This is a genomic window from Prosthecobacter sp. (genome assembly GCF_044378005.1).
GTDB lineage: Bacteria > Verrucomicrobiota > Verrucomicrobiia > Verrucomicrobiales > Verrucomicrobiaceae > Prosthecobacter.
In genome coordinates this window covers 29,874-43,095 of record NZ_JBILYB010000016.1, presented here as the reverse complement: position 1 = coordinate 43,095, position 13,222 = coordinate 29,874, and the positions used below count along the sequence as shown (strand labels likewise).

At 60.5% G+C, this 13,222-nt stretch carries 8 protein-coding genes; 3 read left to right on the top strand and 5 right to left on the bottom strand.

Going from position 1 to position 13,222, the window contains the following annotated elements; translation table 11 throughout:
* Positions 1-3: 3 nt before the first annotated feature.
* The 5 genes from AC6FTP_RS05600 to AC6FTP_RS05580 form a co-directional block, all read right to left on the bottom strand.
* The gene (locus tag AC6FTP_RS05600) at positions 4-873 is read right to left on the bottom strand and encodes an alpha/beta hydrolase (protein ID WP_497205921.1); all 870 of its coding nucleotides are present in this window, start codon (positions 871-873) and stop codon (positions 4-6) included.
* A 135-nt stretch (positions 874-1,008) separates the two neighbouring features.
* Positions 1,009-1,506, bottom strand: a complete 498-nt coding sequence (gene rplI / locus AC6FTP_RS05595; RefSeq protein ID WP_497205920.1) for a 50S ribosomal protein L9 — start codon at positions 1,504-1,506, stop codon at positions 1,009-1,011.
* Positions 1,507-1,642: 136 nt separating this feature from the next.
* Entirely contained in the window at positions 1,643-2,407 is a 765-nt protein-coding gene (locus tag AC6FTP_RS05590) for a DUF1295 domain-containing protein (protein WP_497205919.1), read from the bottom strand.
* Positions 2,404-2,892, bottom strand: a complete 489-nt coding sequence (locus AC6FTP_RS05585; protein ID WP_497205918.1) for a DUF2062 domain-containing protein — start codon at positions 2,890-2,892, stop codon at positions 2,404-2,406. Before AC6FTP_RS05585 ends, AC6FTP_RS05590 begins: the two co-directional genes overlap by 4 nt.
* Positions 2,889-3,227: a DUF1475 family protein gene (locus tag AC6FTP_RS05580; protein ID WP_497205917.1), complete on the bottom strand. Its 339-nt coding sequence runs from the start codon at positions 3,225-3,227 to the stop codon at positions 2,889-2,891. Before AC6FTP_RS05580 ends, AC6FTP_RS05585 begins: the two co-directional genes overlap by 4 nt.
* 69 nt (positions 3,228-3,296) lie before the next feature.
* Between AC6FTP_RS05580 and AC6FTP_RS05575 the strand changes: the two genes are divergently transcribed.
* Genes AC6FTP_RS05575 through AC6FTP_RS05565 form a run of 3 tightly spaced genes read left to right on the top strand, consistent with a single transcriptional unit; the run spans position 3,297 to position 13,172 of the window.
* Positions 3,297-4,022 (top strand): RNA polymerase sigma factor, encoded by a 726-nt coding sequence (locus AC6FTP_RS05575; RefSeq protein WP_497205916.1) that lies wholly within the window; start codon positions 3,297-3,299, stop codon positions 4,020-4,022.
* Positions 4,023-4,055: 33 nt separating this feature from the next.
* Complete coding sequence (locus tag AC6FTP_RS05570) at positions 4,056-6,005, top strand: bifunctional serine/threonine-protein kinase/formylglycine-generating enzyme family protein (protein WP_497205915.1); 1,950 nt, start codon at positions 4,056-4,058, stop codon at positions 6,003-6,005.
* 33 nt (positions 6,006-6,038) lie between these two features.
* Positions 6,039-13,172, top strand: a complete 7,134-nt coding sequence (locus AC6FTP_RS05565; protein WP_497205914.1) for a choice-of-anchor D domain-containing protein — start codon at positions 6,039-6,041, stop codon at positions 13,170-13,172.
* Positions 13,173-13,222: the final 50 nt, after the last annotated feature.

Sequence of the window (13,222 nt, the reverse complement as noted above, 5' to 3'; positions counted from 1 at the left end):
GAATTACTCCAGCCAGCCCATGGCTTTCATCCATTCACCGACCCGGATGTGCCAGGAGGCAGTGGGAAGCCCCGATTCCTTCATGCCGAAGCCGTGACCGCCTTTGGCGAAGATGTGAAGTTCGGCTGGGAGGTTGAGCTTCTTGTATTCGAGATAGAGAAGGGCGCTGGAACTCGCGCTGGTGACACCTTTGTCGTCATGGGCATGGACCAAGCACATGGGCGGTGATTTGTCCGTCACTTTGATCTCAGGCAGGAGGGTGAAGGTGTCGTCCTTACTGACGAGGTAGGCGGGATAGACGGGGATGCTGAAATTGGGGGTGGCATCCGGCACGTCCAAAGTGCTGTCCTGAGTGTAGGTGCGGTCATTGGCATGAAGTGTGGCCATGACGGTGAGGTGCCCACCTGCGGAGAAACCGAGGATGCCGATGCGGTCAGGCTTCAGGCCAAATTCGGCCGCCCGATGGCGCAGGATGCCGATGGCGCGCTGGGCGTCCTGGAGTGGCTCGCGGCTTGGATTCACAGGATCACGGCGGGGCACGCGATACTTCAGGAGCACGCTGGTGACACCGAGGGTGTTCAGGTATTCACACACCTTCGTGCCCTCGTGCTCAATGGCCAGGATGCCGTAGCCGCCGCCTGGGCAGACGATGACGGAGGTGCCGTTGGCCTTTTCGGGTTTGTAGATCGTGATTGTGGGATCAGTCACGTTGGTCACGCGCTTGATGCCGTCTCCCTTTTGAATTTCCTCCTCGGGGCCGATCTTCACACCGGGCTGCTCGGGAGCTCCCTGCGGCCAGAGCTTGATCGTGACAGGTTCGGCGGCAGTGACGGAAAGGGCGGTCAAAAAGAGTGCGGAGACGGCAGATTTCATAGGGGGCGTAGAGTGCCCTGAATCAACGTGGTGATGCACGTCTTTTCTGCGTGTGGAGGAAGAATTGAGCTCTGCCTCGGGCCAACAAAAAAGCCGTGCCCAATGACAGGCACGGCTTTGAAAAGGGTTTTGAGACTACTCTTCGCTGTCGGACTCCTCGGCAGCACCTTCACCACCAGCGGCAGTGACTGTGAGCTTGAGGAAACAGGTGACGTCAGCGTGAAGCTTGACCTGCACTTCGAAAGTGCCGGTGCTCTTGATCGGCTTGTCGAGCTGGATCTGGTGGCGGTCGAGTTCAACCTTGGCGTTGCTCTCAAGCACCGCTTTCGAGATGTCCATGTTGGTGATGGAGCCGAAAGCTTTGCCACCCTGTCCGGTCTGGAGGGTGAGCTTGAGCTTCAGCTTCTTCAGCTTGGAGGCGATTTTCTCGGCTTCTTGAAGCTCTTTGGCCTCACGCTCAGCGCGTGCGGCTTTCAGATGATTCAGGTGGCGGAGGTTGCCTGCGCTGGCCTCGAAGGCCTTGCCCTGAGGAACCAGGAAATTGCGAGCGAAGCCACGCTTCACTTTCACGACATCGGCCTCGGCACCGAGACCTTTGATTTTTTCTTTGAGGATGACTTCGACGTTTGCCATAGCGGGTATGCCTTTTTTGGAAGGGGGGCCGATAGTACACGCCCACTCCAGCCTGTCAAATGCGGGGATGAAAAGGTTTCACAGGCCGAACGCCCCCATTTGAGCTCTGAGGTGGGGTTGCGACGATTCGGTCGAATCACGGCTTCCTCCGCCAGGGCACAAAGGCGCTCGTGGTGCGCTGATACTCGCGGTAGGCATCGCCTCGCTTCTGGAGGGAGAGCTTTTCCGTGAGTGGGATGCCCGTCACGTTCAGGAGGAAATGCAGCATCGCCAGCGGAGCTACAACGGCCGTCCAGCCCCAGGGCGCAGGCAGTGCCATGAGAAAGAGCCCCCACCAAAGCAGCGACTGGAAGAAGTAATTCGGATGCCGGGAGTAATACCACAGACCTGTCTGGCAGATGCCACCGCCTGGGTGCTCACGGCGGAAACGTGCGAGCTGTGCGTCGGCCACACCTTCGCCGATCAGCGCCATGAGCCACAGCAGCAGCCCGATGATCTCCAGCACCTGGAAGCCGGGCTCAGCCTGCTGAGTGATGATGCTCACCGGCAGCATCAGCAGCCAGACCAGCACCGCCTGAGCTAGGAAGAAGAAGAGAAACGTCCGCTTCAGGTTGGCCTGCCATTTTTCCCGCAGCACAGCATAGCGCACATCTTCATGCGGATGATGGCTGGCGACTCGCCGCCAAAGGTAGGTGCCCAGCCGCAGACTCCAAGCTCCCACCAGAGCCGCGATTGCAAGCCGCCGAGGTAACCAGCCGTCTCCTGAAACAGCATACCAAGCCACCACGGGCGCAAAGGAGAGCGACCACGTCACATCGACGAAAGAGTAGTTGTCCAGCCTCACACTGAGCCACCAGGTGAAGAGGAATAAGGTCAGCAGGATGAGCGCAGAGATGATCATGAAATCGAAGTCACAGGTGAGGTCCGCCGGAGTCTGGCAAGCCGCTCAATGAGGGGTTCAGTGATCCATGAGAGTGCCCGCAGCAGGATCGGAGCGATCAAGCACCAGACCGCGATGCCATACAGCGCGGTCATGCCGTAGTCGCGGAAGAAAGGGCCCGGCTCGTCAAAGAAGCGCTTCATCATCGTCGGGATGTGAATGCTCACATGCGGCGCATTGAAGAGCCACTCGCCCGCCCGGTAGAAGATGAGCAGCAAACTCCACTGAAGCGGATACGAGATCGTCTTGAAGGCTTGTAGCACCGGTTGATTCAGCTTCAAAGGCACACCGACAAGCAAGGTCAGCAGCGTGTTTGAACCGATGATCGGGAAGATGCCCAACGTCACACCCCAGGAGATCGCTCGGGCAATTTTGGGCGGCGTCACACCTTGGGTGAGTTGCTGCACAATTGGCCGGACAAACCAGCGATGAAGCCTGGCTTTCATCCCTGTGTCCTCCGCAGCAGTACGTCTTCCATCGTGGCATTCAGCGGCACTTTGAAGAGCTGGATCAGCGCATACACCGCCATGGCGATGTTCCCGAGCAGCAGGATCGCGATCAACCAGGCACCGCGTGCCACCCACGACACCTCTTTGTAAACCACCCAGCACCAGAAGGTAAGGAAGCCCCAGTAGGCATCAAACAGAGTCGCGATGAACCACGGATGCGTCCACGTTTCATACGGGATCTTCCACAGCGCCATCTGCTTGCTCGCCCACGTCGTGACACAGAGCATCGAGACGAGCACGATGATGAAGAAGAGACGGAGGGTGAGGATCACGAGCCAGAATTACGAAGGTCACGCCACGGATGGATTGCTGAAATGCGGCGTTTCGTCTATCTGGGCAAGATGGCTGTTACCGAAAAAGCCCACGCACTCTTCCCCGCCACCGCTTGGACGCTGGTGCGGCGGGTGCAGGGTGGTGAGGCGGTGCCGACGGCGGAGGAAGCGCTGGATTCCCTTTGTAAAACCTATTGGGAGCCGGTGCGGCGGTATCTGCGGGCGTTGGGATGCCGTGAGGAGGAGACGGCAGATGTGACGCAGGAGTTCTTCGCTTCCTTTTTGCGGAATGGCGGCTTTGAGCGGGCGAGCCCAGATCTCTCGAAGCTTCGCACCTTCATCAAGCACGCGGCGGGGAACTTTTTGACGAATCACTGGCGGAATCAATCCACGCAGCGCCGAGGCGATGGTGTGACGGCAGATAACATCGACGAGGTGCCGGAGATCGCCGAGACGGAGCGCTCGCTGGCGGAGCAGGCGTATGATCGCGAGTGGGCGCAGGCGGTGCTGGGGCGGGCCTTGTCGAAAGTGGCAGAGAGTTATGCAAAACGAGGCCGCAGCGAGGTGTTCGAGGCGATCAAGGGTGGCTTATTGCGGCCCGGTGGTATCGCGGATACTCCGGCCGTGGCGGAGCAGCTTGGCATTCCTGAAGCCCAGGTTCGGCTGGCGGTGCATCGGGCACGACAGCGCCTGGCGGAGATGCTGAAGGCGGAAGTGAGCGCCACGGTGGAAAACGCAGCGGAGGCGGATGAGGAGGTGCGTTACCTCATCGGCGTGATTGCACATTCGCAGTGAAACAATCTCCATTCATCCGGGGATGAACTTACGATGACTTCCACCACTCACTGTCCCGAATGCCACGCCGAGCTCCCGGCCGATGGTTTTGCAGGCCTGTGTCCGCGCTGCGTGGCGAAATCGCTAGAGGGTCATCTTGCGCCGCCTCCTGCGGTGGAAAATCGGGGCGAAAGGCCTGTTTTGCCCGGTTGGGATGTGCTGGAGCCAGTGGGTGCGGGTGGGCAGGGAATCGTGTGGCGTGCGGTGAGGCTGGAGGATGATGCTCTCGGCGCGGTGAAGGTTTTCCGCACGCAGGACCTCGAAAGCGCCGCACGCATGGAGGCTGAGGCAGCGGCGCTGCGCAGCCTGGAGCATCCGGGCATCGTGCAGGTGCTGGATTGTGGCGAGACGGCGGATGCACGTTTTTATGTCATCACGGAGTTCGTCGAAGGCTGCGACTTGCAGCGGCTCATGCAGGCTCAGCGGCTGCCCGTCGAGCGTGCGCTGCAAATTGTGCAAGGCGTGGCGGAGGCCATCGCTCATGCGCATGAGCGTGGTCTCGTGCATCGTGATTTGAAGCCGGCGAATGTGCTGATTGGTCGTGATGGCGCGGTGAAGCTGGCGGATTTCTCGCTGGCTCGTGAGATCAGTGCGGAGGCAAAGGTTACGATGACGCGAGACGGCATCACGTTTGGCACGCCTTACTACCTGGCCCCGGAAGTGATGCGAGGTGAACCCGCAACGACCTCGGCGGATCTGTATGCACTGGGGGTGATGCTTTACGAGATGCTCACGGGTGCTCCGCCAGCGGGCCGCTTCACACGGGTGTCGGAAAAGTGTGATCTGCCACGCGAGGCGGATGCTTTGATCGAATCACTTCTCGCTGAAGAGCCTGCGAAGAGGCCGGAGTCCGCTGAAGTCATTCTCAAAAGACTGCGTGAGCTTGATGAAGTTCGCGCAGGAGCACTCGCGGCACGTTTGCGGCGGCATCGCTGGAAGTTCGCGGCGGCGATCGCGGCCTCCGTGGTGCTTGCGGGTGTGATTGGTTATCTTATTCCGCGTCCGGTGCCACCTGCACCACCTCCGCCGAGTCTGAATGCCAAAGGTTTCGCCAATCCAGCGGCCACGACGCGTGAGCAGCCCTGGAAAAACAGCCTCGACATGCGCTTCATTCCCGTGCCGGGCATCGAGCGGGCCCTGGTGTGCCAGCATGAGACGCGGATGAGTGATTTTCTTCTCTCCGTGGCTGGGCAGGGTTTGGAGTGGGAAGCGTGGAAAAAGGCCTTCGGCGTGGAGGCCGTCACTCGCGTGCGCCTGACGGATGTGCGGCCTTCTGGCTGGGAATCGCAGGAAAACAGCGTGCTGGATGTGAGCGCAGGATTGCTCGCCCTGGGGCACACGCCTGACACCGCGGCGTGCGGTATCAACATCTACATGGCGCGGCGATTTTGCGCGTGGCTAACCTGGCGTGAGCAGCGTCAGGGTCGGCTGGCGGCCAATGAATACTATCGCCTGCCCACGGATGACGAATGGAGCCTCGCGGCCGGCCTTCCGGCGGAAACGGAACTCGTCGTGGAGAGGCGTCACAAGTCGATGAATGGCCCGCCGCATCCCTGGGGGCAAGGCTGGCCACCGCCGCCGAACTTCGCGAACTATGCTGGCACGGAGGCTCGCGATGCGAACTGGCCTGTGGCGTGGCTTTCACTGCCGGGGCATAATGATGAATTCCCCCGCGCCGCGCCCGTGGGGCGCTTCCCACCCGTGAGCACCGGCCTTTTCGATGTCTGGGGGAATGTGTGGGAGTGGTGCGAGTCCCCACCGAATGTCATCTCCGCCGAGATGACCCTGCGCGGCGGCTCCTGGGTGGAGGGCGGCTACAAGCCGCAGATGCGCAAAGACTACCGCCGCTTTGAGCGGGCCAACGTGCGCGAGAGCTGCATCGGCTTCCGCTGCATACTCGTGGTGCCGGATTTGCCTGCGGTGAAAAAAGTCGCGGGCGAGTGAAACAAGTTTTCACAGGCCGGGGATGCGAGGGGGATGAAACGACTTTTGTCACTGCCCCTCGCCCTATGCTCCATTTGGATTAGCTCGGCCCCTGCCCAAGTTCCTGAAGTGCTTCGCGGGGAGATCAAGAACCCGCATGTGGCGCGGTATGAATACGGTGACTTTGGTGCCGCCATCGCCACAGATGGAAACGACATGATCGTGGGCGAACCGAGGGCGAACGTACTGGATGGTTCCTGGGAGGAGGGCACCGTGACGCTATATGAGTTTCCCACCGCTGCGATCACCGCACGGCGTGCCACCTACCCCAACCCCAACCTGCATTCCCCCCAGGGTGGCAGGTTTGGCCATGCGGTGGCGATCGATGACGATTACTTCACCGTCGGTGCACCACACAATGCGGTCAATGGCAGCTCATTGGCAGGTGATGCCTACTGCTTTCACAAGCTTGCCCCGGACACAAAACCCTATGCGACCCTGGTGAATCCGAATCCGTTGGGGTTTGAGCAGTTTGGCTCGGCCGTGGCCATGAGCAGCAGCTCAGGTTTTGCCGCCGTGTCCGCGCTAGGGATCGACACTGCGGCGGCCGCCACGGGGATTGTCCACGGGTATCGTTTTCGTGCCACGGGCGCCCCTCTGCAGTTCTCCATCCCGAATCCCGCGCCAGCAGAAGGAGGGTTTTTCGGCCAGACGCTGGCGATCTCTTCCGGCTACCAGATGGCCGTGGGAAATCCCGGTAATGGCGGCAGGAAGGGCAAGGTTTACATCTACACCACCAGCTCGCCAACAATGCAGCTGGAACTGACGAGCCCGGCGGCCGCCACGGAAAACGAATATTTTGGCGCCAGCCTCTCCTTCGATGGCAGCTTTCTGGCGGTAGGGGCACCGGAAGCGTCCAACTATCAAGGGCGGGTTTACATCTACCTTCTGACAGGTGCGACCCCTGCGGTGCCTTTCCGTATCCTGGAGAATCCCGCGCCTGGGATTGTGGGAGAAGGTTTTGGCACCTCCGTTGCGCTGCGGTACCCCAATCTGCTCGTGGGCAACCCCGGTGACATCCGCAACGGAGCCCAGCAGCTAGGCTGCGCATACCATTACAACTTGAACTCCGCCACGACACCGCCAAAGCTCTACGTCAGCGGCTCCCCGGCCCACGGTGAGGCCTTTGGTGCAACGGCTGCGTGGAACCAGAATGCGAGCATCGCCATCGTTGGCGTTCCGAAGAACAGCCATGACGCGGCCACGGCCGGCGCCCTGGCGACCTGGTTTGTTGGCAGTTCAGCCCCGCGCTGGATCTACCCCCGGAAAAATGTGTACGATGACTTTGGAAGCGATGTGGACATCGATGGCAACCGGATGGCGGTCGGAGCACCGGATGCCAACCGTGGTGAACTGCGGGCTGGCCGTGTCGATGTCTTTGACCGCACATCCAGTACTCCCAACGTGCCGGTTTTGACGCTGACGAGCCCGGAGCCTGGGGAGGAGGACCAGTTTGGCCTCCAGGTAGCCCTCAGCGGCAGGCTCCTGGTGGTGTCCGCGCCATATTTTGATGATGGCCCCACGGATCGGGTTGGCAAAGCCTACGTCTATGACCTGGAGGGTCCGCAGCCGCAGGTGCCCATCCATACTTTGGTCAATCCCAACCCCGCACCGGGCTCAGGCAACGACCTGTTCGGCTACCGCCTGGACCTTGAAGGCAGCCTTCTTGTGGTTTCAAACCAGGCTTTGTACTACCAAAAAGGAGAGGTCATTGTGTATGACTTGTCGTCCGCCACGCCGACAGTGCCGATTCGCAGAATCTCCTACCCACCTCCATACAGCCGGGGTAAATTTGCGTGGGCGCTCGCGCTAAGCGGAAGCCGCCTGGCGGTGGCCGCACCAACCTCTCTAGATTACCGGATATTCCCCGGTCTGGTGTTCATTTATGAACTCGCAGGAACAACTCCCGAAACGCCCACTTTGATCATCCCCTCTCCCGTGCAGGCAATCGACGCAGGATTTGGAGACAGCATTGCGATGGATGGAGACCGGCTGCTGGCCACCGTGATGCAGGCAGGCAACGCCGGAAGCCTGGTCAGAAAAGTCATGGCTTATGATCTCGCCTCCGCTACTCCCCTGGTGCCCGCCTTCACCCTGGGCACTTTGCCAGGAGATACCACGGTGACATTCGGCAGCACGCTTGCGATCGAAGGTGACACGATCATTGCCCAGTCAAACAACACCCTCCGGCGGTACGAGTGGTCCTCCACTCCTGCCGGCACCGTGCAGCAAACTTACACCGGAGACCCTGGACGGGCTGCCGCTATAGCCGATGGCTGGGTGATCTCGGGAGATCTGAGCGCAAGAACCGGTGCGGATGCGGATGGCATCGTCCGCCTCTACGGCCCCAATTATGCCGAAATCGCCGTGGTGGGGAATGGGGTGAACATCGCTTCAGGAGACACCACGCCTGATACCGCCGACCACACAGACTTTGGCCGTGCGGCTCTTGGCGGCAGTGGTCTCGTACGCACTTTCACGGTGCGTAGCCTGGGCTCATCTGAATTGACGCTCGCCGGTGTTGGTGGGGGTGATCGGGTGGCGATCTCAGGACCTGATGCCGCACACTTCAGTGTGATTGCCCAGCCTGCTAGTCCAGTGGCAGCCAGCACGGGCAGCACCACTTTCAGCATTCGTTTTTCCCCGCTGAGCGAGGGCCTGAAGACTGCTGAGGTCAGACTGGCCCCGAATGATGACGATGAGTCACCCTTTACCTTTGCCATTGCAGGAGAAGGCCGCCTCACCAGCCCTGCGGGTGAATCCTGGGAGGCGCAGCCTGCCTCCGGCACACGTGTCTGGACTCATCTGGCCGTTTCAGCGGATGGGGGCCGATTGGCAGCCACGACGAATGGCGGGCAGATCCACCTTTCCACGGACTCTGGCCTAACTTGGACTGCCCATGAAACGAACCGCCTCTGGTCTGGCATCGCATGCTCTGCGGATGGAACGCGCTTAGCGGCCACGGTGGAGGGCGGGCAGATCTATGTTTCCAGCGATTCAGGGGCCACCTGGACAGCTGTCGAAAATGCCAGGAACTGGACAGGCATCACTTGTTCGGCAGATGGGATGAATCTGGCCGCGGTGGATCACGGCGGCTTCATCCACACCTCGGCAGACCATGGCATGACCTGGGCTCCGCGTGAAGAGCAGCGTGCTTGGCGGACCATCGCCTCCTCCTCAGACGGCACCCGGCTTGCGGCAGCTGTCGAGGGAGGCCAGATCCATACCTCGACCGATAGCGGGGTGACGTGGATGGCGCGTGAAACGGCGCGCGCTTGGAAACGAATCGCCTGCTCAGCAGATGGTCGTGTCCTCGCCGCCCTTGCCAGCTCAGCGGAGATTTTTGTTTCCACTGACTCGGGTGTCACCTGGACAGCCCGAGACAGCGTCCGGGCCTGGACAGGCATCACGGTGTCTGGAGACGGCACCCACATGGCTGCTGCGGAAGGCGGTGTCACCGGACGAATCTACGTTTCCGTGGACAGCGGCAACACATGGACACCGAAGGCGGTCGATAACGACTGGAGCGTGCTTGCAGGATCTGCGGACGGCAGCCTCCTCGCCGCTGGAGTTCACAATGATGCGATCTGGACTTCCATTGGCGTTGTGGATCCCGTCATCTCGATCTGGGGAAATGACGAACTCATTGCCAATGGCGATGCAACCCCGGCGGAGGTCGATCACACAGATTTTGGCAACGCAGCGACGAGCGGGGGCGTGATCACCCGCACTTACACGGTGAGAAATCCAGGCTCGCTCAAACTCAACCTTACCGGTGCGCCGGCCGTGGTCATTGGTGGCCCCAATCCCGGAGACTTCAGCGTCGAGTCCCAGCCGGTGACGCCGATCTCGCCCTTCGGCGGCAGCGCCAGCTTTGGAATCCGCTTTGATCCGACGGCCCTGGGAGTGCGGACGGCGGTGGTCACCATCGCCAGTGACGATTCGGATCAGAACCCTTACTCGTTCACCATCACCGGCACGGGAATCCGCGCCTCCTACACGCTGACACCTGAGAGCGAAGGCGACGGCAGCATCAGTCCTGCCGCGCCATTGACGATTCTTGAAGGTGGCACCTTCACTTTCACCGGAACTCCCGGCCCTGGATACATGTTGGATCGATGGAGGGTCAATGGAGTGGACGCGCAGACGGGTGGCCTGACCTTTACAACTTCGCCGGTGCTGAAGTCTGCCACGGTCACGGCGCTATTCGTGCCGAATCCTGAGGCTCCAGCCTTTACCGTGCAGCCGCAAAACGTGTTAGCTCTGCTGGGCGGGCCGGCTTCATTCGCCCCAACCGTCAGCGGCGGGCGGCCCATGACCTTTCAGTGGCGAAAGGGGACGCTAAACATCGCAAACGCCACTGAGGAGAGTCTGACGCTCCCTGCCACCGTCAGCTCCGACCTCGGCTCTTACATCGTCGTCGCAGATAACGCCGAAAGCCTTCCCGTGACTTCACAGGCAGGCTACCTGGGTCTTGTGACGCCTGCCGCCGCGACGCAGTCTGTCAGAAGGGGCACGACGCTGACCCTTCGCTGCATTGCCACAGCCCCGACGGCTGTCGGGGTGAGCCTGAGCTATGAGTGGCAGTTTGAAGGCGCGCCCCTGATGAACGGAACTCAGGCGAATGGCACCGTGGTGGCCAATGCCGATAAGGCTGTCATGACACTGACGAAGGCTGACTTCGTGCATTCAGGCACCTACACCTGTGTGGTAACCATGAACACACCCGGCAATGACCCTAGCCTGACTTGTGGAGACATCGAAGTCGGTGTGCTGGGCGACCCGCCGGTGATGGACACGATTCCCATGCCTGCCTCCGTATCAGTCGGCCAAAACTTGGACATGCTTCTGACTGCCTCGGGTTCACCCACAAGCTTCACGGTTGCTGGCTTGCCCACTGGCCTGAAACTTGATCCGCTCACAGGCCGCATTTCCGGCAGGCCGAATGCTGCCAGCAAGAAAGACAACGCGGGAAACTACATCCCAAACAAGCTCACACTACGTGCCACCAATGTCTGGGGCACTGGACCTGCTGTTGATTTTTTCATGATCATCGAGGCGCTGGACCCTTCCCTCATCGGGACATTCAATGGAATCGTTGCACGTTCGGCACATTCCAACTTCGGCCTCGGTGGCCATGTGCAGATCACTGTCGCCGCCACGGGCGTGATCACTGGCTCAGCCACGCTGGCGGGTCAGAAGCACACGATCAGGGGCGCTCTCGAGGTTTCCCCAGGCAGTGACCCCTATGCTGATGTTACGATTTTCCGCAGCCCCACCACGCTAGACACACTGGACATGCGCATGAACTTCACCACAGGCACGGATCGGATTGAGGGCGTCATCATTGACCCGCGCACCAAGATGACGCAGGGCCAGTTTGAAGCGGGTGAGCCTGCATCTCCGGGGCTCGTTGATGGAGACTATGGCAGCGTGCGTTTCCGTAGTCCCTCCGCCATCGTGCTGCGTGCGGATGGCAGTGGTTTCATTTCAGACACGGCAAATCATACCATCCGCACCATTGACCCTCTGCTCGGGATCGTCACGACCCTTGCTGGCAGTACGACGGCAGGATCAGCGGATGGAACGGGCAGTGCCGCCAGCTTTAACGCGCCTGAAGGCCTCGCCCTGGACGCTGCTGGAAATCTGTTTGTGGCGGATACTGGAAACTCCACCATTCGCAAAGTGACACCCGAAGGCACTGTCACCACCTTTGCAGGGGCAGCGGGGCAGCCGGGTAGCACCAATGGCTTGGCCGCCGCTGCGCGTTTCACCTCTCCTTGCGGCGTCTGCTTTGATCCGGCGGGCAATCTCTACGTGGTCGATCGCGGCAATCACACCGTGCGAAAGATCACCCCGGCCGGTGTGGTAACCACTCTCGCTGGCCTCGCGAATACACCCGGACACAAGGACGGCCAGATAGCTACCAGTCGGCTGAATACGCCCACCAGCATCGTGTATGACCCTGTGATCAAGAATCTCTTCCTGACGGACACCGGCAACCAAGTCGTCCGCCGGATCATGCTCAATGGTTTGGTTTCCACCTATGCTGGCTCGCCTGGTGTGTCAGGCATGGATGACGGCATCACTGCCAATGCCCGCTTCAACTCACCTCGTGGTATCGCCACGCGTGGAGATGGCACGCTGATTGTGGCAGACAAGGTTCTTCGTCAGATCAGTCGCAGTGGTGTGGTCGCCACTATTTCCGAGGAACTCAGCCCTGACGACCACCCCGCGGCGCTCGCCTGGCATGGCCCCAGCGCCAGCATCCTGGCCCTGCATGACACGCTGCATTCGCTTTCCATTCATACCGCCACGGTTCCGCTGAACGATGCCATCTTCACCGCCCGTCGAAACACGTGGACCACGACGACTACTGTGCCCACAGCAGAGCAGGGGCGCTACAATGCGGCCCTCCAGACCACTGCGGCACCTTTGGAGACCATGTTTCCGCAAGGAGATGGGTATGCCAGTGTCACCATCACCGCGAACGGTACAGCCACGTGGGCAGGCAAGACGGCAGACGGTGTCAGTTTCACCTTCAGCAGCTTTATGGCCGCCGACCACATCGTGCCCTTGCACGCCATGATGTATCTCAACACTGGGAGCCTTCAGGGGCAGTGTGTCATCAATCCCACCACCCTGGATATTGTCAGTGACACCACATCTGCATTTGATTGGTTCAAAATCGCCCAGCCTCTGAGCAAGGCGGACCGGAGCTACAAGGCTGGCTTCTCCAGACATGCGCTCGACCTTTTCGGTGGCAAGTACCTCTCTGGTAACATCCACAGCTACCTCGGCCTGACCAGCACACCAGCCGCCATGCAGCTCGACTTTGCGGACAGTCGTGTCCCCGGCTTCCAGCAGCCCTTCACGATCACCGCGCCCAACACCGTGAAAGTGCCTGCTAATACGCGGACCTTTATTCTAAGAGTGGATGCGGCTACTGGAGTCTTCAGCGGCACCTTCCGAGAGGGCACACCCTCAGTGACCTCGAACTTTGCGGGCATCCTGATCGACTACGAGGCGGGTGGTGCCAAACGTGGTCACGGCTACTCCCTGCTCCCGGAGAGTACCGCCAGCAGCGCCCCCATCCAGTCTAGCAGAGTCTGGATGGAGACGGAGTGAGTCCGTGATCCCCTCCACACCGCTCCATTCGAGATCTCTTCATCATCGCG

What these genes read in the sequence shown, in the direction of transcription:
- AC6FTP_RS05600 (WP_497205921.1), bottom strand. Translation starts at nt 873, where the DNA reads ATGAAATCTGCCGTCTCCGCACTCTTTTTGACCGCCCTTTCCGTCACT.
- rplI (WP_497205920.1), bottom strand. Translation starts at nt 1,506, where the DNA reads ATGGCAAACGTCGAAGTCATCCTCAAAGAAAAAATCAAAGGTCTCGGT.
- AC6FTP_RS05590 (WP_497205919.1), bottom strand. Translation starts at nt 2,407, where the DNA reads ATGATCATCTCTGCGCTCATCCTGCTGACCTTATTCCTCTTCACCTGG.
- AC6FTP_RS05585 (WP_497205918.1), bottom strand. Translation starts at nt 2,892, where the DNA reads ATGAAAGCCAGGCTTCATCGCTGGTTTGTCCGGCCAATTGTGCAGCAA.
- AC6FTP_RS05575 (WP_497205916.1), top strand. Translation starts at nt 3,297, where the DNA reads ATGGCTGTTACCGAAAAAGCCCACGCACTCTTCCCCGCCACCGCTTGG.
- AC6FTP_RS05570 (WP_497205915.1), top strand. Translation starts at nt 4,056, where the DNA reads ATGACTTCCACCACTCACTGTCCCGAATGCCACGCCGAGCTCCCGGCC.
- AC6FTP_RS05565 (WP_497205914.1), top strand. Translation starts at nt 6,039, where the DNA reads ATGAAACGACTTTTGTCACTGCCCCTCGCCCTATGCTCCATTTGGATT.